The organism is Bacillus sp. SN1 (genome assembly GCF_002796895.1).
Lineage (GTDB): Bacteria > Bacillota > Bacilli > Bacillales > Bacillaceae > Bacillus > Bacillus inaquosorum.
The window spans coordinates 419,940-443,574 of the sequence record NZ_PHIE01000002.1 but is presented as its reverse complement, the minus strand read 5'-3'; the positions used below and the strand labels follow the sequence as shown (position 1 = coordinate 443,574).

Annotated in this window: 24 protein-coding genes and 1 pseudogene; 4 read left to right on the top strand and 21 right to left on the bottom strand. The window is 45.6% G+C overall.

The genetic code is table 11. The annotated features are described in order from the left end of the window. Positions 1-47: 47 nt before the first annotated feature. From CVV77_RS10965 to spoIIR, 3 genes are all read right to left on the bottom strand, one after another. Positions 48-1,088, bottom strand: coding sequence for an L-threonylcarbamoyladenylate synthase (locus CVV77_RS10965; protein ID WP_019259733.1), 1,041 nt, complete (start codon positions 1,086-1,088; stop codon positions 48-50). 150 nt (positions 1,089-1,238) lie between these two features. Continuing rightward, entirely contained in the window at positions 1,239-1,688 is a 450-nt protein-coding gene (locus CVV77_RS10960) for a GNAT family N-acetyltransferase (protein WP_032731818.1), read from the bottom strand. Positions 1,689-1,754: 66 nt separating this feature from the next. Continuing rightward, positions 1,755-2,429: a stage II sporulation protein R gene (gene spoIIR / locus CVV77_RS10955; RefSeq protein WP_003235794.1), complete on the bottom strand. Its 675-nt coding sequence runs from the start codon at positions 2,427-2,429 to the stop codon at positions 1,755-1,757. 140 nt (positions 2,430-2,569) lie between these two features. On the opposite strand from spoIIR, the gene CVV77_RS10950 reads away from it, so the two are divergent. Beyond that, on the top strand, positions 2,570-2,932 hold the full coding sequence (locus CVV77_RS10950; RefSeq protein WP_060399714.1) for a UPF0715 family protein: 363 nt from the start codon (positions 2,570-2,572) through the stop codon (positions 2,930-2,932). A 16-nt stretch (positions 2,933-2,948) separates the two neighbouring features. On the opposite strand, the gene CVV77_RS10945 is transcribed toward CVV77_RS10950, so the two are convergent. The 3 genes from CVV77_RS10945 to prfA form a co-directional block, all read right to left on the bottom strand. Beyond that, positions 2,949-3,236, bottom strand: a complete 288-nt coding sequence (locus tag CVV77_RS10945) for a DUF5316 family protein (protein ID WP_019259736.1) — start codon at positions 3,234-3,236, stop codon at positions 2,949-2,951. A 61-nt stretch (positions 3,237-3,297) separates the two neighbouring features. Beyond that, on the bottom strand, positions 3,298-4,164 hold the full coding sequence (prmC, locus tag CVV77_RS10940) for a peptide chain release factor N(5)-glutamine methyltransferase (RefSeq protein ID WP_084991154.1): 867 nt from the start codon (positions 4,162-4,164) through the stop codon (positions 3,298-3,300). Between the two features lies 1 nt (position 4,165). Next, the gene (gene prfA, locus CVV77_RS10935; RefSeq protein ID WP_003235802.1) at positions 4,166-5,236 is read right to left on the bottom strand and encodes a peptide chain release factor 1; all 1,071 of its coding nucleotides are present in this window, start codon (positions 5,234-5,236) and stop codon (positions 4,166-4,168) included. 125 nt (positions 5,237-5,361) lie between these two features. On the opposite strand from prfA, the gene gloA2 reads away from it, so the two are divergent. Together gloA2 and racA are read left to right on the top strand one after the other, a co-directional pair. Further along, positions 5,362-5,748 (top strand): SMU1112c/YaeR family gloxylase I-like metalloprotein, encoded by a 387-nt coding sequence (gloA2, locus tag CVV77_RS10930; RefSeq protein ID WP_088111903.1) that lies wholly within the window; start codon positions 5,362-5,364, stop codon positions 5,746-5,748. 121 nt (positions 5,749-5,869) lie between these two features. After that, entirely contained in the window at positions 5,870-6,424 is a 555-nt protein-coding gene (gene racA / locus CVV77_RS10925; RefSeq protein WP_100275393.1) for a chromosome-anchoring protein RacA, read from the top strand. A 35-nt stretch (positions 6,425-6,459) separates the two neighbouring features. On the opposite strand, the gene CVV77_RS10920 is transcribed toward racA, so the two are convergent. From CVV77_RS10920 to spo0F, 11 genes and pseudogenes are all read right to left on the bottom strand, one after another. After that, complete coding sequence (locus CVV77_RS10920) at positions 6,460-7,419, bottom strand: AEC family transporter (RefSeq protein ID WP_019259740.1); 960 nt, start codon at positions 7,417-7,419, stop codon at positions 6,460-6,462. A gap of 81 nt (positions 7,420-7,500) precedes the next feature. Then, on the bottom strand, positions 7,501-9,198 hold the full coding sequence (gene malS, locus CVV77_RS10915; protein ID WP_181280840.1) for an oxaloacetate-decarboxylating malate dehydrogenase: 1,698 nt from the start codon (positions 9,196-9,198) through the stop codon (positions 7,501-7,503). Between the two features lie 289 nt (positions 9,199-9,487). Then, the gene (locus CVV77_RS10910) at positions 9,488-10,075 is read right to left on the bottom strand and encodes a thymidine kinase (protein WP_100275391.1); all 588 of its coding nucleotides are present in this window, start codon (positions 10,073-10,075) and stop codon (positions 9,488-9,490) included. 87 nt (positions 10,076-10,162) lie between these two features. Further along, complete coding sequence (gene rpmE / locus CVV77_RS10905) at positions 10,163-10,363, bottom strand: 50S ribosomal protein L31 (protein WP_003151132.1); 201 nt, start codon at positions 10,361-10,363, stop codon at positions 10,163-10,165. 118 nt (positions 10,364-10,481) lie between these two features. Beyond that, entirely contained in the window at positions 10,482-11,765 is a 1,284-nt protein-coding gene (rho, locus tag CVV77_RS10900) for a transcription termination factor Rho (RefSeq protein WP_003221939.1), read from the bottom strand. Between the two features lie 30 nt (positions 11,766-11,795). Beyond that, a pseudogene (locus CVV77_RS22025) lies at positions 11,796-11,958 on the bottom strand (hypothetical protein). 212 nt (positions 11,959-12,170) lie between these two features. Further along, positions 12,171-13,136, bottom strand: coding sequence for a class II fructose-bisphosphatase (glpX, locus tag CVV77_RS10895; RefSeq protein ID WP_003235818.1), 966 nt, complete (start codon positions 13,134-13,136; stop codon positions 12,171-12,173). 30 nt (positions 13,137-13,166) lie between these two features. Beyond that, the gene (locus CVV77_RS10890) at positions 13,167-14,456 is read right to left on the bottom strand and encodes a UDP-N-acetylglucosamine 1-carboxyvinyltransferase (protein WP_003235821.1); all 1,290 of its coding nucleotides are present in this window, start codon (positions 14,454-14,456) and stop codon (positions 13,167-13,169) included. A gap of 378 nt (positions 14,457-14,834) precedes the next feature. Continuing rightward, positions 14,835-15,473, bottom strand: coding sequence for a fructose-6-phosphate aldolase (gene fsa, locus CVV77_RS10885; protein WP_003235823.1), 639 nt, complete (start codon positions 15,471-15,473; stop codon positions 14,835-14,837). A gap of 119 nt (positions 15,474-15,592) precedes the next feature. Then, the gene (locus CVV77_RS10880) at positions 15,593-16,450 is read right to left on the bottom strand and encodes a class II fructose-bisphosphate aldolase (RefSeq protein WP_003243339.1); all 858 of its coding nucleotides are present in this window, start codon (positions 16,448-16,450) and stop codon (positions 15,593-15,595) included. A 179-nt stretch (positions 16,451-16,629) separates the two neighbouring features. Then, positions 16,630-17,004, bottom strand: coding sequence for a sporulation initiation phosphotransferase Spo0F (gene spo0F, locus CVV77_RS10875; protein ID WP_003227621.1), 375 nt, complete (start codon positions 17,002-17,004; stop codon positions 16,630-16,632). Positions 17,005-17,169: 165 nt separating this feature from the next. Here spo0F and CVV77_RS10870 point away from each other — a divergent pair, with 165 nt between their 5' ends. Then, positions 17,170-17,691 (top strand): DUF2529 domain-containing protein, encoded by a 522-nt coding sequence (locus tag CVV77_RS10870; RefSeq protein WP_100275390.1) that lies wholly within the window; start codon positions 17,170-17,172, stop codon positions 17,689-17,691. Positions 17,692-17,773: 82 nt separating this feature from the next. Here CVV77_RS10870 and pyrG read toward each other — a convergent pair whose 3' ends face one another. The 4 genes from pyrG to CVV77_RS10850 all read right to left on the bottom strand — a co-directional run bounded on the left by pyrG (position 17,774) and on the right by CVV77_RS10850 (position 23,580). Then, a complete protein-coding gene (pyrG, locus tag CVV77_RS10865) occupies positions 17,774-19,381 on the bottom strand; it encodes a glutamine hydrolyzing CTP synthase (protein WP_100275389.1) in 1,608 nt (535 codons plus the stop codon). 241 nt (positions 19,382-19,622) lie between these two features. Further along, complete coding sequence (gene rpoE / locus CVV77_RS10860; protein ID WP_003235832.1) at positions 19,623-20,144, bottom strand: DNA-directed RNA polymerase subunit delta; 522 nt, start codon at positions 20,142-20,144, stop codon at positions 19,623-19,625. A 182-nt stretch (positions 20,145-20,326) separates the two neighbouring features. Then, on the bottom strand, positions 20,327-21,466 hold the full coding sequence (acdA, locus tag CVV77_RS10855; RefSeq protein WP_100275388.1) for an acyl-CoA dehydrogenase AcdA: 1,140 nt from the start codon (positions 21,464-21,466) through the stop codon (positions 20,327-20,329). Further along, a complete protein-coding gene (locus CVV77_RS10850; protein ID WP_100275387.1) occupies positions 21,463-23,580 on the bottom strand; it encodes a heterodisulfide reductase-related iron-sulfur binding cluster in 2,118 nt (705 codons plus the stop codon). Before CVV77_RS10850 ends, acdA begins: the two co-directional genes overlap by 4 nt. Positions 23,581-23,635: the final 55 nt, after the last annotated feature.

The window sequence follows — 23,635 nt, the reverse complement described above, 5'->3', positions numbered from 1 at the left end:
TTTTTAGCCTATGCGTGTCCAAAAAGGGTTAGAACATCTGACTGTGTTCAGCGAATCACTCTTCCTCCGGCGGCTTTCATCAGCCTGTTCATAATGGCGAGTCCGACGCCAGTGTCCGGAAAGGATTCCGCGATAATAAAATCCACCTTCTTCTCATCAAAGCTGCGTAAAGCATCGTACAGCCCTGCCGCAACAGTCTCAAGCTGAGCCCGTCTGCCGCAGCTCTTCACATAATCAGCGGAATAAACGCCCGCGTTTTCTTCTGTCGTCAGGACACCGACCCGTCTGCCGCCCTGTTGATATTCTTGAATGAGGTGCTGAATGCGCTCCGGGCTGCCTTCGCAAATGGCAAGCGGCGCTGTCGGCGCGTAATGTGTGTATTTCATCCCCGGGGAAATCGGCTTCTCATTTTGATCGCTGAGCCCTTTATCCACAAGGATTGGTCCGATCTCCTCTTCAATTTGTTCTTTCGTAATGCCGCCCGGGCGCAGGAGAACAGGGATGTCGCCCGCACATGAAAGTACGGTTGATTCGACCCCAATCCCGGTAGCGCCTCCGTCCATAATTCCGGCTATGCGGCCATCCAAGTCGTAGGCCACATGTTCCGCCTTTGTCGGGCTTGGCTTCCCTGATAGATTGGCGCTCGGTGCTGCAATCGGCAACCCCGACTCGCGAATCAATGCAAGGGCAAGCGGATGATCCGGCATTCGAATGGCAACCGTTTCAAGCCCTGCCGTTACACGAGGTGAGAGTGCACCAGGTTTGCAAGGCAGAATGAGCGTGAGTGCTCCCGGCCAAAACCGTTTCATCAATGTTTTCGCCTTTTCCGGCGCTGGACCCGTTAAATCATCAAGCTGGCTAATGTCCGCAATGTGGACAATCAGGGGATTATCGCTCGGCCGCCCTTTCGCTTCATATATTTTTCTGACGGCATCTGTGCTTTTCGCGTTTGCGCCGAGGCCGTATACCGTTTCTGTCGGGAACGCAACAACCTCATTTTCCCGGAGCAAAGCGGCTGCTTGTGCAATTTGTGGATCATTTGTGGATAACTCATCAGTTACATCCACAAACCATCTTTTCGTTTTCATTTCTGACCAAACTCCTTATTCACAATAATAAAACGATAGTTTTACGCGTGTAATCCTTTTGAAAGTATAAAAGATGTCCTGTAATAAAACAAGCGTTATCCACAAATTGTGGACAACGCTAATGAAGAAGTGGATAAGTATGTGTATAAATCACACTGATCCAGACGCTTTTTTCATCAAGACGGCCCCTTCTGTTTGCCGCGATTCACAGAAATGATCAGAAGAAAACAGCTCTTCCGGTACACTTTCAGCTCGTTCAAACCCCATGGCCGTCAGGAAATCAGCAGAGGAATGCTGATTCGCTATTAAGTATACTGTTTTGATCTGATGCTTTTCGCACAGCAGTTCCATGCTCTGAAAGAGCGTCACAATATGGCCTTGGTGAAGCTTGTCCGATATCACAAGTGATCGCAGCAGCCCTTGATCACAGCTGATTTTTTCAATTCCGAGACATCCGGCAATGTTTTTCTCGCTGTCCTCCAGCATAAGAAACTGGGTGAAGCCTTCTTTCACGCCTTCATAATTGGTTTTCGCCTGTTTTAGAAATTCCTCGAGCACATCTCCGTCTTTTTCCCTTGCCACCCGCAGTTGATAAAACATCCGTTCACCCCGTTTTTGCATTCTTTCTTCCAATCTATGAGGCAAATCTATTTTTAGACCAGGTGATTAGGAAAAAAGGTCGGAAATCCATTCGACTAAGAAGAATTTCACTTCTGTGCCGTCTTCATTCTCTTCCTTCTCTTCTTTTTTGGCTTTTTCCGCTTTAGCGGTTACGTCCTCAAGCACTTTTTCAGTCTGCTTTTTTGAGGCTTCTTGATCTTCTTGTTCTTTTACGGCTTCTCCGTTGGAAAAATCGAGAAAGCAGAGCGGCGGGAACAGCACACACCACCAGTTGGCGCCGTCTCCGTTTCCAAGCGTAATCAGAATCGCTTCATACTCGCCAGCGGGATATACCATATTGCCGTAAAGCTTTGTCGGAAATGAGATTTTGTCAAAATCAACGGATATCGATTGGTTTGCTCCTTCTTCTTCCATTGTTTCCTTTGCAATTTCTTTGATTTCAGGCAGCTTTGAGCGAATCACACGCCGCGCTTCTTCTATAGAAGTGATATCCTCTACCCATGTTGTGATTTCTTTATTGACCGCGTCTCTGATATGCCGCTTTAATTGCTGGTCCTGATTACTATCGCTGTTTGCCAATATTCTCAGGCGAATCGCCTCATCCGGTATGACCACCGGCTGATTTTCTGATTGCTGTGCCGTCTCTTCTTTTGCCAGCCCTACAAGTGCTCCGGATAATAAAAGAAAGATATATATACAAATGATTACTGTTTTTTTCATCGGTCCCCACCGTTCCTCTCCGTGCTTTGTTTCTAGCCCTATTATGGACAAGGAGAGCCCGGGGTAAACGTGCAGAGTGAAAAAAATCTAGCAAGCTGTTAATCTTATTTATGGTACGATAGTGTTTTAGGAGGTTTAAGATGAAATATAATTATACAGTGCTGTTATCAGCCTTCACGATGTCGGTTCTTTATTCAATTATTTATATCCATTCATTCATCATTGCCGCTCTCATAACGATGGCATTTTATTTTCTGTTTCCTTATTTGATATTCGCTCTGCCGCTTCAATTCATGATGAATAAAAAGCCGAAACGGTTCAGCCCTTTGTATCTGCTGTATTATCTTGTAGCAGCTTTTATTGCCAACGCGATCATTTTCGGCGTGCTGCAGCCTTCGGGACAATCCCTGCTTCAAAATATGGCCTTCTATCTTTTCGCTGTATTAACAGCTCTTGTCTATTGGATATGGGATTCTGTTTTACTGCAAAAAAAGGAAGCCTAAGAGGCTTCCTTTTTCATTAAAACAAAACCGTCAGCAAATAACATAGAATAGAAGGTATCGCCGCGACAAAGAAAGCAGCCGCCATTTTCAAGCGGGATGTACGGCCTTCTTTGGTTTCTGAATGGTAGTTTGCCCGCTGATCACTTCCGCTTACAGCCAAACCCGATGTGATGATCGCGAGCCCAATCAAAACGAGAGACGCAACGCCAAAAATCGCTTCATATGAAAGAGCCTGCGGAAAAATGGTGCCAATCATGCTCTCAATCGCAATGAGCAAGATTCCTGCTGTCAGGGCCTTTTTCATCCTTTACATCCCCTTTGCTGGTGTTAAAACAGCTTGATTCATCAACTCGCCAGCAAGCTGCTTATTTATTTTTATGAATCACAGCGCATATGGTTCTGTCTTTTCCGTTAATATCTTTCAGCACTTCCACTTCCGCATGTTTAAACGCCTTGAGGATCAGCTCTTTGACCGCTTCGCCCTGTTTCCATCCGATTTCAAAAACGACAAACACTTTCTCCTTCATGACAAGCGGGATGTCTTCCATAAACCGCTTATAAAATTTCAGCCCGTCTCCGCCATCAGTGAGAGCATGCAGCGGCTCATGAAAACGGACAATCTCTGATAGATCAGCCATTTCTTCTTCTGAAATATAAGGAGGATTTGAGACGACAATATCCGTTTTTTTTCCTGCCTTAATAAAAGGCTCAAGCAAATCGCCCTGATAAAAGCGCACATCCGCTCCGAGCTTTTCCGCATTGGCAGAGGCGACTTGCAGCGCTTCTTTTGAAATATCAACCGCCGACACCGAAAAGTTTTTGTTTTCAAGCGCAAGCGTGACGGCTATCGCGCCGCTTCCTGTCCCGACGTCAACGACATCAAGCCGCCCGTCTTCCGAAAAGACATGCCGATATTTTTCAAGCAGATGATAGACAACCTCTTCTGTTTCCGGCCGCGGGATCAGCACGTCATCATTCACCATAAATTCCCGTCCGTAAAAAAACTCTTTTCCGATAATGTACTGAACCGGGACGCCCTCTTTATGCATCTCAACGTGACGCGTAAAGCGATACAGTTCGTCTTCGCCAATCGGTTCCTGTAAGCTGGCGAGCAGCTTGCTTCTGTCCATTCCGGTATCATAAAGCAAAAGAAGCTCAGCCGCATTTTCTTCTCTTCCCGCTTCGGTTAAATAAGAAGAAGCCCATTTCAGGGCTTCAAATATCGTCTTCATCTTAACCTTCCGACTGCTGAAGCTTGCTTGCCTGATCTTCAACAATCAGCGCTTCAACCACTTCGTCAAGTTTTCCTTCAAGAATCTGATCAAGCTTTTGAATCGTCAGGCCGATTCTGTGATCCGTCACACGGTTTTGCGGGAAGTTGTATGTGCGGATACGCTCAGAGCGGTCACCTGATCCAACTGCTGATTTCCGTGTTTGATCATATTCAGCTTGGGCTTCCTGCTGAAATTTATCATAGATTCTGGCACGGAGAACCTTCATTGCTTTTTCTTTGTTCTTGATTTGAGATTTTTCATCCTGGCATGATACAACAACACCTGTCGGCAAATGCGTCAGACGAACGGCAGACATTGTTGTGTTAACGCTTTGTCCGCCCGGTCCGCTTGATGCAAACGTATCGACTCGGATATCCTTCTCATGAATGTCAACCTCTACCTCTTCTGCCTCAGGAAGACATGCTACTGTTGCAGTTGATGTATGGATACGGCCGCCTGATTCTGTTTCCGGAACACGCTGTACGCGGTGGGCGCCGTTTTCATATTTGAGTTTAGAATATGCGCCGCTTCCCGTAATCATAAAGATGATCTCTTTGTAGCCGCCGGTTCCGGTTACACTCGCTTCCATGACCTCTGTTTTCCAGCCTTGAAGCTCGGCATAACGGGAATACATTCTGTACAGGCTGCCCGCGAATAAAGCGGCTTCCTCGCCTCCCGCAGCTCCGCGGATCTCCATGATAACGTTTTTGTCGTCATTAGGATCTTTCGGGATCAGGAGCACTTTCAAGCGTTCTGACAGTGTTTCCGTTTCCTTCTGAAGTTCAGAAATCTCTTCCTTCACCATGTCGCGCATCTCAGCGTCCAGCTTCTCTTCTAGCATCGCTTTTGCATCAGCCAGCTGTTCTGACGCATCTCTGTATTGTCTATATACGTCAACTGTTTCTTGTATATCAGATTGCTCTTTTGAATATTCTCTTAGCTTTTTCGGATCGTTGACTACTTCTGGATCGCTTAAAAGCTCATTTAATTTTTCGTATCGTTCTTCGATTGACTTTAAACGGTCTAACACGGTCTTCACCTCTGTTTTCCTGTGCGTAACATTCTCATTATAGTATAGTGATTAACCCCAGTCAAAAGCATTTCAATCCCAGCTTGAAAAGCCTCCTCTGCTATACTGGGAATCGAGGAGGGATGATGTTGCTGAAATCCATACATCATATTGCAATCATATGTTCAGATTATGAAAAGTCGAAAGCTTTCTACGTACATAAGCTTGGTTTTCAAGTCATTCAAGAAACGTACCGCGAAGAGCGCGGCTCCTATAAGCTTGATTTGTCGCTTAACGGCACGTATGTCATTGAGCTGTTCTCGTTTCCCGATCCGCCCGCGCGCCAAACCCGGCCTGAAGCGGCAGGCCTGCGCCACCTTGCCTTCACAGTCAACAGCTTGGATAAGGTAGTTCAGAAGCTTCATGAAAAAGGAATCGAAACAGAGCCGATCAGAATAGATCCGCTGACCGGCAAGCGTTTCACCTTCTTTTTTGATCCGGACCAGCTTCCTTTAGAGCTGTATGAACAATAACGGTTTTTGAAGAAAAAAAGGAGATACCCACTTTCTTTGCCGAATCTTTTCTTGTTTTGTCTAATAGGAAGGGAACCGCATTCTATGGTCGAATACCTAGCTAAAAAGGAGGTATGGGATCATGAATACAAATATGGTAGCAAGTGAACTCGGCGTCTCCGCAAAAACGGTGCAGCGGTGGGTGAAGCAGCTGAATCTTCCGGCCGAACGCAATGAGCTTGGACACTATTCGTTTACAGCAGAAGATGTAAAGGTTCTAAAATCTGTTCAAAAACAAATTTCTGAAGGCACGGCGATTCAGGATATTCATGTGCCGCAAAGCACTAAGAAGCGCACAGGCTTCCTTGTCCAAAAAACAAATGGCGACACAGAACGAAGAATCGAACAGCTCGAACAGAAGCTCGACGCCCTTTTACAGCAAAAGCAGGACGAAAACGAGCTGCTGGCAAGGATCGGGGAACTGGAACGCCAGCTGAAGCAAAAAGCCGATGAAGGTGTATCTTATCAGCTGCTTCAGCACCGCAGAGAAATTGACGACATCCTTGCAGACCTGCAATCACTGACCTCACAAATGAAAGAATTCACCGCCCAGCCGATCCCCGAGACTGCTGCTTCTTCTGAAAAAACAAAAACAAGAAAAAAACCGCTGCTGTCACTGTTCAAATTTCAAACCTAAAGTAAAAAAGCTCCCTTTACGGGGAGCTTTTTTGATTACGCAGTAAGCGCGATAATAATCGGAAGTGAAATCAATGACAGAATCGCACTGACCACAAACGCAGTCGCAGTTTCTTCTTCTTGTTTCTCGAAACGAGTCGCAATCATGGCTGCTACGGCAGAACCAGGGAATGCCACAAGAAGGATCGCTTTTGTCATTTGGTCAGCTGGAAGTCCGACTGCAAGAGCAATCAGGAACATTAACGCAGGCTGAACCGCAACTTTTAGTAACGCAATACCGATAGCCGGCATACTGAGTTTGATTTTACGGATACCAACAGTAACACCGACAGCAAAGAGAGCAACACCAGATGTTGTGCTTCCAAGCTGATCAAGCATTTTAACACCCAGCTCAGGAAGAGTGAAGTTGAAAACCAGCACTAAGATCATACTGATTAACGGAGCAGCTGCAAGCGGCTCACAAAGGCCATGCAGGATTGATTTTCCTGTCATCTTCCAGAAGCTGTCGCCGCCCTTTTCGTTTTTCTTAGAAGACTCACCGACAGTAGCGATAATAATCGCAAGCGGATCAAGAATCGCATTTACCACGATACCTGTAACCGCGATCGGAATCGCAACTTCATTCGCCCCGAACAAGCTTCCCAATACAGGAATACCCATAAATGCGAATGTTGGCTGTGCAGAGTTCAAAGAAAATACAGATGAGTTCGTTAAATCATACTTCAAGATAAATCTGCAAACCAAAAGAATGATGATATAGAAACCAACAATCCCAATAATTAAAGAAACCATTAATGGAACTTGTGATAAAAATTCACTTCTGGAAGTTGTCAAAATACCAGCGATAAAGTGAGCTGGAAGTGCGTATTTCGTTACTAACGTACTTACCCCTTTTGCCGACTTGGCATCATAACTTCCAAAATGTCCTGCAAACCAACCCAGCACGATAACAAAGAAGATCGGTGCCAGGAGGATTAAGATATCTAAGATGCTCAAAATATTCTCCTCCAAATCCTATGTCCGTATACTTTAGCTTTACAAAAAGCTTTCCCTCGGACGAAAAAATTTACTCGCTAATTATTTCGCGATGACTTTTTTGTATTCAGGTGTCCACATTGCATCAAGAACAGCTTGTTTTACATCTTCAGGCTGACGATTTGCTACGCCTTCTTTAATTGCTGCTTCAGCAACGGCAATCGCAACTTGAATAGAAACTTCTTGAAGCTTATCGATGCTTGGAAGCAATCCTGCTCCAGGTGTTTCGAAGTCAACCATTTCAGCAATCGCATCAGCAGTTGCAGCAAACATCGCAGGCGTAATGATACGCGCTTCAGCTACAATTGAACCAAGTCCAAGACCTGGGAACGCGAATGCGTTGTTAGATTGTCCGATTTCATAAGAAACACCGTTGTATTCTACATTGTCAAATGGGCTTCCTGTTGCAATAAGCACTTTTCCGTCAGTCCATTTGAACAGATCTTCAGGAACTGCTTCAGCAAGGTGAGTCGGGTTAGACATCGGCATGATAACCGGACGGTCTACGTGAGATGCCATTTCTTTTACAATTTCCTCTGTGAACGCACCTGAAACCCCTGAAGTACCAATCAAGATCGTTGGTTTCGCTTGGCGAACCACTTCATCGAAAGGAATTTGGCCTTTTTCATCGCGTTTCCAGTCTTTTACTTCATTCGTACTGCGAAGGTAAGGTTTTTGGAAATCAAGGATGCCTTCGATTTCTTCAGTCAGCAAGCCTCTGTAATCAAGTGTGTAGAAGCGTTTGTTAGCTTCTTCTTCAGATAATCCAGCAAGCACCATTGTGTCGCGGATTTGGTCAGCAATACCGATACCAGCAGAACCAGCACCGAAGACAACAACACGCTGATCTTTAATAGAAGCGCCAGTTTTCTTCATCGCCGCAAGCACACCAGCAAGTGTAATCGCTCCTGTACCTTGGATATCATCATTAAATGTAAGAATTTCATGATTGTATTTTTTCATGATATTACGTGCATTTTTGTTGCCAAGGTCTTCCCAGTGAAGAAGCGCTTTAGGGAAGAATTTCAATGCCGCTTTTACATAAGCGTCAATGAAAGCTTCATAGCGTTCGCCTTGAACACGCTCATGCTTGTTACCAATATATAAAGGATCATTCAGAAGTTTTTCGTTGTTCGTACCGACATCAAGCACAACCGGGATAACACGGCTAGGGTCAATACCAGCTGCAGCAGTGTAAACAGCCAATTTACCGATTGCGATGTTAATACCGCCTACACCCCAGTCACCGATACCGAGAATACTTTCAGAGTCAGTAGCAACGATAAGATCAATATCTCCTGCAGTCGCATGAAGATTTTCAAACGCTTTTTCAATACCGTCAATGTTGTCGATTGACAAGTAGATACCTTGAGGTCTTCTATATTCATGGCTGTATTCCTGAATCGCTTCACCAACTGTTGGTGTGTACACAACAGGAAGCATTTCGCGAAGATGGTTTTTCAGCAATTTATAGAAAAGAACTTCGTTACGGTTTGCAAGATCACTTAAGTAAACATTTTGACGAAGGCGGTCAGGCTGCGCTTGGAATTGCTCGTATGCGCGTTGTGCTTGTTGATCAAGAGAAAGTACAGTTGGCGGCAGAAGTCCTTCTAAGCCAAGTTCTTGTCTTTCTTCTACTGAAAAAGCAACGCCTTTATTTAAAGTAGGAATAGATAAAACTTCTTTTCCTCTAAGAGTTGTTTCTAAGTGGCCTTCTTTCGTTTTTTTTATGTTATTCAAGCAAATCTCCTTCTTTCTTGAAATAGTTAACCAAGTTAAGTAATAACCCATCTAAAATATGACCGATCATGATCTTTATGCGACTTTGTGACAATTATTCGAACAATGTCTCAAAACTATTTACATTACGTTAGTTATTTTATGCCTGTCAAAATCAAAATTCAAGAGAAGAAAATTACTTAATTTTTTAATACACTTAATTAAATTTTTTAATTGAATGTTATCAGAATATAAAAAAAACACCGGTGTTTTCACACGGTGCTTTCTATCTTTTTACCCATGTTTTGGGTTAATTTTTATATTTTCCTGGGACTTCGTGATGATGTCTGCATCTTGCTTCATACGATTCGGATGCGCCCACCTTTATGACCGGATCATCGTAAGAAGCAGGTTTGCCGTCAATCAGGCGCTGTGTTCTGCTCGCCGGTGATCCGCAGACGGAACAGACGGCTTGCAGCTTCGTCACACTTTCCGCAATCGCCATAATATCCGGGACGACGCCGAACGGCTCTCCTCTAAAATCCATATCAAGACCCGCTGCAATCACACGGTAGCCTTTATCGGCAAGAGATGATAATACCTCAACAATGTCCTGGTCAAAAAACTGCACTTCATCAACCGCAATCACATCCGTACTCTCACTGATGTGATCCCAAATGTCCGCAGCAGAAGAAATGGCATAGCTCGTCATGGATGTTCCATTATGGGAGACAACAGCATCTTCGCTGTAGCGATTATCAATCACAGGCTTAAATACCCTGACTTCCTGCTTGGCGTAAGTCGCTCTCTTCACTCTTCTGATCAGCTCTTCAGATTTCCCCGAGAACATGCTGCCGCAAATCAGCTCAAGCCACCCGCTTTGTTTCATTATGTACATAGGCTCCGCTCCCCCTCTCTGCCAGCTGTGTTTTAGACAATATAAAAAACAGGCAAGACTGCTTCCTGCCTGTTGAAAAATCTATTATTACTTAAGACCGTATTTTTTGTTAAAGCGATCAACACGACCATCAGCAGAAGCGAATTTTTGACGGCCAGTGTAGAATGGGTGGCATTCAGAGCAAATCTCAACGCGTACCTCTTCTTTTACTGAGCCTGTTTCAAATTCATTTCCGCAAGCGCATTTAACTGTTGCTTTTTTGAAATTAGGATGAATTCCTGCTTTCATTGTATCCATCTCCTTCCGCCCTGAATCCCGTGTGGAAACAGAGTTATTATTTCGGAGCATTGTCCGAAACGCATATGAGAAAATTATATCAGTGATTTACTTCTTTTGCAAATACAATTTATCTTCTAGCAGATGATAGATTTGCCTGTTTCCATTCTTGATTGAGAATATCGAAAAATTCCTGGTTTGTTTTGGTTTTTTTCATTTTCCTCATGAACTTTTCTGCGAAATCAGGTGAATCAGACATCGTTTTGCGGATCGACCATAAACGATCAAGATGCTCTTTAGGCACAAGCAGCTCTTCCTTGCGCGTTCCTGAACGGCGGATATCGATGGCCGGGAAGATGCGGCGCTCTGCCAGAGAGCGGTCAAGGTGAAGCTCCATGTTGCCTGTTCCCTTGAATTCTTCATAAATGACATCATCCATACGTGACCCTGTATCGACAAGAGCCGTAGCAAGGATGGTTAAGCTGCCGCCTTCTTCGATATTTCTCGCTGCTCCGAAGAAGCGTTTCGGACGGTGGAACGCTGCTGGGTCAATCCCTCCGGAAAGCGTTCTTCCGCTCGGCGGAATCACTAAGTTGTAGGCGCGGGCAAGGCGTGTGATGCTGTCCATCAGGATGATGACATCTTTTTTATGTTCCACGAGACGCATTGCGCGCTCAAGCACAAGCTCGGCCACTTTGATATGGTTTTCCGGCACTTCATCAAACGTTGAGCTGACGACATCACCAGCTACAGAGCGCTCAATATCGGTTACTTCCTCCGGTCTTTCGTCGATCAAAAGCACGATGAGCTCTGCTTCAGGCTGATTCGCTGTAATGCTGTTGGCAATTTCCTTCAGCAGCATCGTTTTTCCGGCTTTTGGCGGCGCAACAATCAAACCGCGCTGTCCAAATCCGACCGGCGCCATCATGTCCATAATTCTTGTAGACAAGAAGTTCGGCTTTGTTTCAAGCACCATTTGACGATCTGGATAAAGAGGTGTAAGCGCCGGGAAATGCACACGCTCTTTTGCTGATTCAGGATCATCTCCATTCACTGCTTCAACGTGCAAAAGTCCATAGTAACGCTCATTTTCTTTTGGCGGGCGAACCTTGCCTGAAACTTTGTCTCCGTTTCGCAAATCGAAACGGCGGATTTGTGAAGCTGAGATATAAATGTCTTCTGAGCTTGGAGAGTAGTTGATCGGTCTCAGGAAGCCGAAACCTTCAGACTGGATGATCTCAAGAACGCCTTCCATAAACAGCAGATCTTCCTGTTCTGCATTCGCTTTCAGAATGGCGAAAATGAGTTCTTTTTTTGTCAGTTTGCTGTAGTAGGAGATTTTATAATGTCTTGCAAGTTCATAAAGCTCTTTCAATTTCATATTTTCCAAAGAGGAAATAGATACGTCTTTCATAAAAACACCACGCTTTTCATAGTCAATATCTTACTCTGCACATGTAAATCTGCTGCTTTTGCACAACATCCGCCAAAGCACATTCTTTTTTTAACATAAAGGAACTTCTATCGGTAACACTTCCACCCATGATCGGCGCTTTTGTTAAAAGGATTGTCTTAATGAGTTTTGAAGGAAGCGAGGACAAAAACATGAGAAGATCAATACTTATATCGTCTGTATGCGGTAGAAATTGAAACTTTCCTAGTGCTTAAAAGAAGGAATTACGCAGTAAAAATCGCAGCACTCTTTATTTTTACCTTATTTCAAAAAATTATTCAACTGAAATAAGGTTTTGACACGGAATTGATAGAGTTGACTCTTTTCTGCAAAAGAAAAGCGGGCTCACACCCGCTTTTTCTTTTTTTATGGACGGATTACAAGATTTGGTTTCTTTTTCAGGCTGTGTCTGCCGTCAACGAAGCGGACAGTACCTGATTTTGCACGGATAACTAAGCTTTCAGTTGTGCCGACAGAGCCTTTGAATTGAACGCCTTTTAACAGCTCGCCGTCAGTTACCCCGGTAGCTGCAAAAATCGCGTCATCACCCTTCACAAGGTCTTCCATACGGAGGACTTTGCTTAAATCAAGGCCCATTTTGTGGCAGCGTGTGATTTCTTCATCGCTTTGCGGAAGAAGTTTACCGATAATTTCTCCGCCCAGCGCTTTTAACGCAACAGCAGAAAGCACACCCTCAGGAGCTCCGCCTGATCCGAACAGGATGTCAACGCCCGTGTGGTCGAAAGCCGTGTTGATGGCGCCTGCGACATCGCCATCATTGATCAACTTGATTCTGGCGCCGGCCTCACGAAGCTCGGAAATAATTTTTGCGTGTCTTTCACGGTTTAAGATTGTGGCAACGACGTCCTCAACGTCCTTATTTTTCGCCTTTGCCACCGCTTTAAGGTTATCAATGACAGGTGCTTCAATATCAATACAGCCCACCGCTTCCGGACCGACTGCGATTTTTTGCATATACATGTCAGGAGCGTTCAGAAGCGTGCCGTGGTCTGCGACTGCGATAACCGTCAGCGCGTTCCAGCCGCCGCTTGCTAGGATATTTGTGCCTTCAAGAGGGTCAACTGCAACATCGACGCGCGGGCCGTACCCGTTTCCGAGTTTTTCCCCGATATACAGCATCGGCGCCTCGTCCATTTCTCCTTCACCGATCACAACGGTTCCTTTCATCGGAACTGTATCAAAAACGTCTCTCATTGCGCTTGTTGCCGCTTCATCAGCCTCATCTTTTTTCCCCCGGCCCATCCATCTTGCAGATGCCAATGCCGCAGCTTCGGTCACACGTACCAATTCCATTGATAAACTTCTTTCCATTTCAACACGATCTCCTCTCACAAGAAACCATTATGAATTTTGAAGCTGTTCTATTTCTTCATCAGTCATTCTTTCACGCCAGATTGTTGCTCCTAGCCCCTCGAGCTTCTTCTCAAGGGTGCTGTATCCGCGGTCAATATGCTCCAAGCCCGTAATTTCCGTGACGCCGTCAGCCATCAGTCCGGCTACGACCAGACAGGCTCCGGCACGCAGATCACTCGCCTTCACTTTTGCGCCTTGAAGCTCGACAGGACCTGTGATGATGGCAGATCTGCCTTCTACTTTCATATTGGCACCCATCCGTCTCAGCTCATCAATGTGCTTGAATCTTGCCGAGTAAATGGTGTCCGTGACGACGCTTGTCCCTTTTGCCCTTGTCAGGAGTGCTGTCATCGGCTGCTGCAAATCAGTCGGAAAGCCCGGGTATACAAGGGTTTTGACATCAACCGGCTTTAAGTGCTTCTGCCCGCCGACAATGAGAAGCTGGTCGTCGCTTGTTTCGATATGATAACCCATTTCTCTCAGCTTTGCCGTTAACGACTCAAGATGAGTGGGAATCACATTATCGATAATGACTTCCTTGCCCATTGCAGCCCCTGCAATCATAAATGTCCCGGCCTCAATTCTGTCCGGAATGATCGTATGCTTGCAGCCGTGCAGTTCCTTCACGCCATCGATTCGGATCACATTGGTTCCCGCACCTTTGATTTTGGCGCCCATGCTTGTAAGCAGTGTCGCGACATCAATGATCTCAGGCTCCTTGGCAGCGTTTTCGATGATCGTTTTTCCTTCTGCCAAAACAGCGGCAAGCATAATGTTAATGGTTGCCCCTACGCTTACGACATCTAGATAAATGCGTGCGCCTCTCAGCCTTTCAGCACGCAAATAAATGGCGCCTTGTTCATTGGTTACTTCAGCTCCGAGTGCTTCAAAGCCTTTAATATGCTGGTCAATCGGACGGGGGCCCAAGTGGCAGCCGCCGGGCAATCCGATGACGGCCTGCTTGAAGCGGCCGAGCATCGCCCCCATTAAATAATACGACGCGCGAAGCTTTTTTACTTTTCCGTTAGGAAGCGGCATGCTGATCATCGACGTGGGGTCAACAACCATTTCCCCATTCTCAAAATGCACGTTGCCGCCGATTTCCTTTAACAGGTCACGCAGCGTTTCAATATCTGAAATCTCTGGAAGCCCTTCAATTGTCACCTCGGAATTTGCCAAAATGGTTGCAGGTATTAATGCAACAGCACTGTTTTTAGCGCCGCTGATATGTACTGTACCGTTTAACGAGTCACCGCCGGCAATATTCAACTTTTCCATGATAGTCTCCTTCCATAAGAAGATAGCTGCGGAGCTAAATAAAATGTCATTTTATTCTGTCTCTGCAAATAAAGCTCATGTCCAAAATCTAGCCAATTCGAAGAGAAAGAATACAACACATTGTAAAATATCAGGAAGAAAATAGCGAAGCTTTGCGGGGCACAGGTTTCGAAAATTGCACAGAGACCCGCCGGCTCGAGAGACATCGTCGTCATCCGGCAAAAGCAGTACGCAAACCCTTCATTCCGATATCAGCTTCTGCAGCCCAATGATTCCTTCTCTGTAAAGCGGCGTTTGGATCTGAAGGTCCGCTGTATCAGGACGGTGAAAAACAAAGGCCGCGGCAAACAGGCATAAAGCTGTTTGCCGCCCTTTGCATTATTTATTCCAGTCTGCCAGGAATTGTTCGATTCCTTTGTCTGTTAACGGATGCTTAGTGAGCGCATGAATGACTTTCAGCGGCATTGTGCCGATATGAGCCCCTCTTAGAGCGGCTTCTGTCACGTGCTGCGGATGGCGGATTGACGCCGCAATGATTTGTGTTTCAAGACCGTGAATGTCAAAAATCTGCTTGACGTCTGAAATCAGGTCAAGTCCGTTGTGGCCGATGTCATCTAAACGTCCCAGGAATGGTGATACATACGTTGCCCCTGCTCTGGCAGCAAGAAGCGCCTGGTTTGCATTGAAGATCAATGTGACGTTTGTTTTGATGCCTAAGTCAGTAAGTGCTCTTACCGCTTTTAAACCGTCAGACGTCATCGGGATTTTCACCGTAATGTTCGGTGCGATTTTCGCCAGTTCTTTTCCTTCCTCGATCATTTCCTCAGCTTTCAAAGAAATAACCTCTGCACTTACAGAGCCTTTCACGACGTCTGTGATCTCGCGAAGACGGTCGTGGAATGATACGTTAGCTTCTTTTGCTACTAAACTAGGATTCGTCGTTACACCGGCGAGAATTCCTAATTCATTCGCTTCTCTAATTTCATCGATATTAGCTGTATCAACAAAAAATAACATTTTCAAAAAGCCTCCCTGAGTAAGAAATTTTCTGAACTGTGAATAATGATTGCGCTTTCTAAAGATAGACGGAAAACCGCCTGTCAAGCTGTCAGGCGGCTATAAACGTTCCAATTGAATTAAGCTTGGTTTGAAGAACCAAATTCACGCATTTTACCGATAACTGTTTCTTTGATCGCTTCACGAGCTGGTCCAAGATATTTACGTGGATCGTACTCGTCAGGCTTAGCTGCCAATGTTTCGCGAACAGCTTTTGCAGAAGAAATTTGGTTTTCAGTATTCACGTTGATTTTAGCTGTACCAAGTGAGATTGATTTTTTGATGTCAGCAGTCGGAATTCCAGTACCGCCGTGAAGAACTAGCGGAAGACCAGTTGATTTTCCGATCTCTTCCATTTCTTTGAAGCCAAGGTTTGGCTCACCTTTGTAAGGGCCGTGAACAGAACCTAATGCAGGTGCAAGGCAGTCGATGCCAGTGCGCTCAACAAGCTCTTGGCACTCTTTAGGATCAGCGTAGATTACGCCTTCAGCGATAACGTCATCTTCTTGTCCGCCTACTGTTCCAAGCTCAGCTTCTACAGATACTCCGTGGAAATGAGCAAGCTCAACAACTTTAGCAGTTGTTGCTACGTTTTCTTCAAATGGATGGTGAGAAGCGTCGATCATTACAGATGTGAAACCTGCATGAATCGCTTTCGCACAAGATTCAAAGCTTGAACCGTGGTCTAAGTGAATCGCAACAGGAACTGTCACTTTGTACTCTTCCATAAGTGCTTTTACCATAGCTACGACTGTTTTGAAGCCGCCCATGTAGCGTCCCGCACCTTCGGAAACACCAAGGATCACTGGAGATTTTTCTTCTTCAGCTGCTTGTAAAATCGCTTGAGTAAACTCAAGGTTGTTTAAGTTAAATTGTCCTACAGCATAACCTTTTTCTTTAGCTGTATTCAACATTTCCGTCATAGAAACTAAAGGCATGTCGAATGTCCTCCTTATGTAGCCTGATTGTCTTCTAGCGAAAAAAGCTTTCCACCCTAGCATGACCCATCTATTGCTGTCATATGTAAATACCAGATCGCTTTTTCTCCATAACTAGAATACCAACTTTTCGACAAATCGGCAACACAATGACATGATTCATTTGTTTCTTCTTTTTGTCAATTAGACTTCAGGGGCAGATATTTTTTCACGGCATCTCTGATTTCGTCGATGTCAAACGGCTTCGCAAAGTGCGTCAAAGCGCCCAGTTCCTTTGATTCCTGGATCATGTCGAGCTCTCCGTATGCCGTCATGATGATCACCCGGATGTTTTCGTCAATGACCTTCATCCGTTTTAAGATTTCAATTCCGTCCATGCCGGGAATTTTCATGTCCAGAAGCACAAGGTCGGGCCGTTCTTTTGTCACGATGTCAAGCGCCTGCAGGCCGTTTGCAGCCTGAAACGTCTGGTAGCCTTCTTTATTGAACACTTCGTTAAGCAAAATACGTATACCGTATTGATCATCAACGATTAAAATTTTTTCATTCATCATTTTACACCCCAATATTATGATTTTCGTCAAAAGTAAGCAGTAGTGTATGTATTCTGTTTGATTTTCCTATTTCCTTTAATTATAATAGTCTACTTTACGACATTTTCTGAGCATTTTCTCTTTTGTTGTATACTGATATTGTACGTTATAAAGGAGGATTCACTTATGTTGAAAATATTTACGACGCAGTTAACAGGTATTTTTTCCCGCATTCAGGATAAGGAATCTGACGCGATTGAAGATGGGGCGCGGCTGCTTGCTCAAGCGGTGATCAGCGGGCATTCCATTTATTTATATGGAGCTAATGAGCTTCAGGGTGTCTTTTATGAGGCCACCGAAAGCAAAGAACCCTTCCCATCCGTCAAAGCCTTTCCAGGAAGCGCTGAGGAAGTGACCGAAAGCGACAGGGTGCTGATGTTTTGCTCAGGGACGGGCACAGCCGAAGAGCAGGCGCTGGCGAAAGAGCTTTATGAAAAAGGTGCGGGGGTCGTATGCGTATCGCCTTCAGCTAAAGACAGTACGGGAATTGAACAATATTGTGATGTGCATATTGATTCTAAATTAAAAATGCCGCTTGTGCCCGATGAAGACGGCACCCGTTACGGATTTCCCTCTTTAATGACTGCACTGTATGTCTACCATGCTTTATCGTTCACATTAAAAGAAATTCTGCAAGAGTATGCATAATATCTTATTGTACATGCTGTCTCTTGCCGGAAACAAATAAAAAAGACTTGCCCGCTTTTGACAAACGGCAAGTCTTTTTTTATTACTTCTGATTTGCAGCTTCGACAGACGCTCCGATAAAGCCTTTGAATAACGGCTGAGGTCTTGTCGGTCTTGACTTAAACTCTGGGTGGAACTGAGAAGCCACGAACCAAGGGTGGTCTTTCAGCTCGATAATTTCAACAAGGCGTCCGTCAGGGCTTGTGCCTGAGAATACGAAGCCTTGGTCTTCCATTTGCTGTCTGAATTCGTTGTTGAATTCATAACGGTGGCGGTGACGCTCATACACCACTTCATCCTGATACACTTCAAAGGCTTTCGTGCCTTCTTCAAGCTTACAAGGGTAAAGGCCGAGACGAAGCGTTCCGCCGAGATCTTCAACATCCTTCTGTTCAGGAAGAAGGTCGATGATCGGGTATTGGGTTGACGGATCAATTTCCGCTGAGTGAGCGCCTTTTAAGCCCAGTACGTTTCGTGCGTATTCAATAGACGCAACCTGCATGCCCAAGCAAATGCCCAAGAACGGAATTTTGTTTTCGCGCGCGTATTTTGTTGCGACGATTTTACCTTCAACACCGCGGTCTCCGAATCCGCCCGGCACGATGATGCCGCCAATTTCACTTGTGAGCTCTTCGATGTTGCTTTCTGTCACTTCTTCTGCGTTGATCCATTTTACTTTTACATCTGTGTCAAACGCATAGCCCGCATGGCGGAGTGATTCAACGACAGAAATATAAGCGTCAGGAAGCTCAACGTATTTACCGACAAGGCCGATTGTGATCGTTTGAGACAGGTTGCTGACTTTGTTCACAAGCTCTTTCCACTCGGACATTTCCGCCTCTTTGCATTCCAATTTCATGTGCTCGCAAACGAGCTTATCAAGCCCTTGTTTTTGAAGCTCGAGCGGAATGGAGTAAAGGTTGTCCGCATCTTCACACTCAATAACCGCTTTTGTATCGATGTCGCAGAATAGCGCGATTTTATCTTTCATATCTTGAGAAATCGGCATTTCTGTACGAACGACGATGATGTTTGGCTGAATACCCAAGCTGCGCAATTCTTTTACGCTGTGCTGTGTCGGTTTTGTTTTTAATTCACCCGCAGCTTTAATGTAAGGAACAAGCGTACAGTGGATGTACATTACGTTTTCACGGCCGATGTCGCTCTTCATTTGGCGGATCGCTTCAAGGAATGGCAGTGATTCGATGTCTCCGACAGTACCGCCGATTTCTGTAATGACAACATCTGCGTTTGTTTCTTTCCCCGCGCGGTAAACACGGTCTTTCAGTTCGTTTGTGATGTGCGGGATGACCTGTACGGTTCCGCCAAGGTAGTCTCCGCGGCGTTCTTTTTTAAGAACTGTTGAATAAATTTTACCTGTTGTCACGTTGCTGAATTTATTCAGGTTGATGTCGATAAAACGCTCATAGTGACCAAGGTCCAAGTCTGTTTCAGCGCCATCATCCGTTACGAATACTTCACCGTGCTGGTACGGGCTCATTGTTCCCGGGTCAACGTTGATGTATGGATCGAATTTTTGAATCGTCACGTTCATTCCGCGGTTTTTCAGCAAACGTCCTAATGAAGCTGCTACAATACCCTTTCCTAGTGAGGATACAACTCCCCCGGTTACAAAAATATATTTCGTCATTTCGTTTGCTCCTCTCTTCGCTCTTAGCTACATTTTTAAAATGTACTATTTTATAAAAAATCATTTAGCCTTTTAAATGATTTATAAGAAAAATGAGGGGTGAAAATAAGAAAGCTCCCTTTCAATTTCTTGAAAGGGAGCATAACGTACTATGTTCTCTCTTCGTTTTTGAAGAGCCCAAAATACATACTACATAGTTCGACTATGAAAGTCAAGATCGTTTTGAAGATGAAATCTTTTACTATTTGAGATCCTCTTCTTCTTCTTCATAGTCTTCATCATCTTCATCAATAATATCCTCTTCGATCTCAAGATCGTCGTCGTCTTCATCGAGATCTTCATCGTCAAAATCGTCGGTGTCAAGATCAAGTTCTTCCTCGACTTCATCTAAATCAATGTCGTCTTCGTCGATCTCTTCAAACTCGTCAAGATCAAGATCTTCTTCGACTGCTTTCTTCGCTTTTTTCTTTTTCGCCTTGACTGTCGGCTGCGTTTCTTCGTCAAGCTGATCATACGGATACCAGCTGCGAAGCCCCCAAGTCTGGTCAGAAAGCGCCAGGAAGCGGCCGTCAATGTTTAAATCTGTATAAAATTGAGCGATGCGGTCTCCAAGCTCTTCTTTTGTCACGCCGAGCAAAGATGCGATTTCATTTAAAAGCTCCTGAAATGGAACTGGTTTTTTATGTTCTTCAAATAATTCGTGAGCGATTTCAACTAAAGCCATTTCCTTTAGCTCTTCCTGTGAATATTGTTTGATACCCAAGGTCGGACACTCCCTTTCTATTACATATATGTATCTGTTTTATCAATAATGAAAGCGATTTTGTATCGTTCTTATACAAACCATACCTCTCATTATAAACAAAATAAAACAGAATATGCTACCCTTAACGGCGTTAATTTAAATAATTTTACAAGAGTGATCCGACTGATAGATGTTTTGCATCAATCCGCGAGCATTCGGGAGATGACAAGTCTTTGAATTTCTTGAGTGCCTTCATAGATTTGCGTGATTTTTGCATCACGCATATAGCGTTCAACCGGATAATCTTTTGTATAACCGTAGCCGCCGAAAATCTGCACGGCTTCGGTCGTCACCTTCATCGCCGTATCCCCCGCCAGCAGTTTGGACATGGCGGAAGCTTTTCCATATGGAAGGCCTGATGATTCAAGCCACGCCGCCTGATAGGTCAATAGCCTTGAAGCTTCTATCATTGTAGCCATATCTGCGAGTTTAAAAGCGATGCCCTGCTGCTCGGCGATCGATTTTCCGAATTGCTTTCTCTCTTTTGCGTATTGCAGCGCCGCATCAAGCGCCCCCTGAGCGATTCCGACAGCTTGAGCGGCAATGCCGTTTCTGCCTCCGTCCAGCGTCTTCATCGCGATTTTGAAGCCTTCCCCTTCTTCTCCGAGTCGGTTTGCTGCAGGCACAACACAATCTTCGAACGTGATTTCCGTTGTCGGGGACGAACGGATGCCCAGCTTCTTTTCTTTCTTGCCTGTCAAAAATCCTTCGAAATCCTTTTCTACTATAAAAGCGGAAATGCCTTTTTTCTTTTTCTCGGGATCGGTGACGGCAAAAACAATATAAATATCCGCAATCCCGCCGTTTGTGATAAACACTTTTGAACCATTTAACACATAATCATCGCCGATTCGTTCAGCAGTTGTTTTCATGCCGCCGGCGTCAGAACCGGACCCTGCTTCGGTCAAAGCGAAAGCGCCGATTTTCTCTCCGAGGGCCAGCTGTGTTAAGTGCTTTGTCTTCTGTTCTTCCGTCCCAAAGGCAAACAGCGGCCAGCTGCATAGAGAGATATGGGCGGAAAGCGTCACACCGGTGGAGGCGCACACTTTCGAAAGCTCCTCCACCGCGATGACGTAAGCCAGAAAGTCACTTCCGATTCCTCCGTAATCTTCAGGCCACGGGATTCCCGTCAGCCCTAGATTCGCCATTTCCCGAAACAGCTCGCGGTCGAAGCGTTCTTGTTCGTCGCGTTCTGCCGCTGTCGGGGCCACTTCATGCTTTGCAAAATCACGGACCAATTTCCTGATCATTTCATGTTCTTCTGATAATGAAAAATTCATGGCTTCTCCCCCATTTTCATATCAGCACCTAAGACAGATTGGGCCAGAAGCTCGGCGACGTCATACGTTTTGACCCGGTCTTCGGCTTCTTTCGCCTTTGTGCCGTCCCCAAGCATCGTGAGACAGTACGGACAGCCGGAGCTGATCACCGATGGGTTAACCGCGAGTGCTTGCTCTGTCCTGGCGACGTTAATTCTGTTGCCCGTTTCTTCCTCCATCCACATTAATCCCCCGCCGGCCCCGCAGCACATGCCGGTTTCCCGGTTTCTTTCCATTTCAATCAGCTGTACGCCCGGAATGGCTTTCAAAATCTCCCTCGGCGGATCATAGACTTCGTTGTACCGGCCCAAGTAACATGAATCATGGAAGGTAATCGCCTCTTGAAGCGGGTGCTGCGGTTTTAATTTCCCGTTCTTCACCAGCTCGGCCAGCACTTCTGTATGGTGATAAACCTCGCCTTCAAATCCGAAATCCGGATATTCGTTTTTAAATAAATTGTATGCGTGCGGGTCGATCGTAACGATTTTTTTGATATCATTTTTTTCAAATTCAGAGATATTCTTCTCAGCCAGCTCTTGGAACAAAAATTCATTTCCGAGGCGGCGCGGCGTGTCTCCTGAATTTTTTTCTTTATTGCCGAGGATCGCGAAGGACACGCCCGCGTGATTGAGCAGCTTGGCAAAGGAGACCGCGATTTTCTGGCTTCTGTTGTCGTAAGACCCCATGGAACCGACCCAGAAAAGGTACTCAAATTCTTTTCCTTCTTTTTTCATTTCTTTTACGGTCGGAATCTCGGCATCCGGCGCCGCGTCACGCCAATTTTCACGTTCCTTGCGGTTGAGGCCCCACGGATTTCCCTGCCGCTCGATACTGGTCATGGCGCGCTGTGCGTCACTGTCCATTTTTCCTTCTGTCAGTACGAGGTAGCGGCGGAGGTCGATGATTTTATCCACGTGTTCGTTCATGACGGGGCATTGATCCTCGCAATTCCGGCAAGTCGTACACGCCCAAATTTCTTCCTCTGTGATGACGTCGCCGATCAGGCTCGGATTGTAATCCAGCGCGGCGGCGGCTTCCTGCGATCCGCTGCCCGCTGACGCTGCCGCCAGCTGATTGCCTCTCGTATGCCGGAACGCTGCCACGGGCACCCATGGCGAGCGTGAGGTGACGGCCGCGCCTTTTTCTGTGAGATGGTCTCTGAGGCGCAAAATCAAGTCCATCGGCGACAGCATTTTTCCGGTGCCTGTTGCAGGGCACATATTGGTGCAGCGGCCGCACTCGACACACGCGTACAGATCAAGCAGCTGGGACTGCCTGAAATCTTCTATTTTCCCCGCTCCGTAGCTTTCTTTCGTTTCGTCGGTAAAATCGATTTTTTCAAGCTTTCCGGCCGATTCCATTCTGTTGAAAAAAACATTGGCAGGTCCGGCGATTAAATGGGCATGCTTCGACTGAGGCACGTACACTAAAAAGCTCAGCAAAAACAGAAGATGGACCCACCATGCGATATAGAAAATGACCGCCGCGCCTGTTTTCCCAATTCCGCCAAGCAAAAACGCAATACCAGATGCTATCGGCTCGCTCCAAGAAAGCCCGTGCTCATGCCAGATCAGATTCATCCCGTTTCCAAGCAGAACCGTCAACATTAACCCCCCAATAAAAATGAGAACAAGTCCTGCTTTGAAACCGCGTTTCAGCCTGACGAGCTTTTCGATATAACGTCTATAGAATGCCCAGCCCACAGCAATTAAAATGAGAAACGTAACGATTTCCTGAAAAAAGGTGAAAGCGGGATAGACAGGGCCAAGCGGCAGATTCCGATCGGGAGCCAGTCCTTTGATGATAAAGTCAATAGCTCCGAACTGAACCAATATAAATCCGTAGAAAAACATGACGTGAATGATTCCGCTTTTCTTGTCCTTGAGCAGTTTTTTCTGCCCGAATACATTCACCCAAATGGCGTGAAGCCGTTCCTTGATCCGTTTATCAAATTGTTCTTTCTGGCCGAGCCTGATGTAGGCCAGTCTCGTTTTGACCAAATAAATAAACAAACAGACAGCGTAAGCGGTTACAACCAGAAATAACAATGCATTTGCGATGAGAAAGCCGCTCATTCCAATTCCCCCTTTTTACTGATAAAGACCGCGATCCCCTACCCTCGAATCTGTA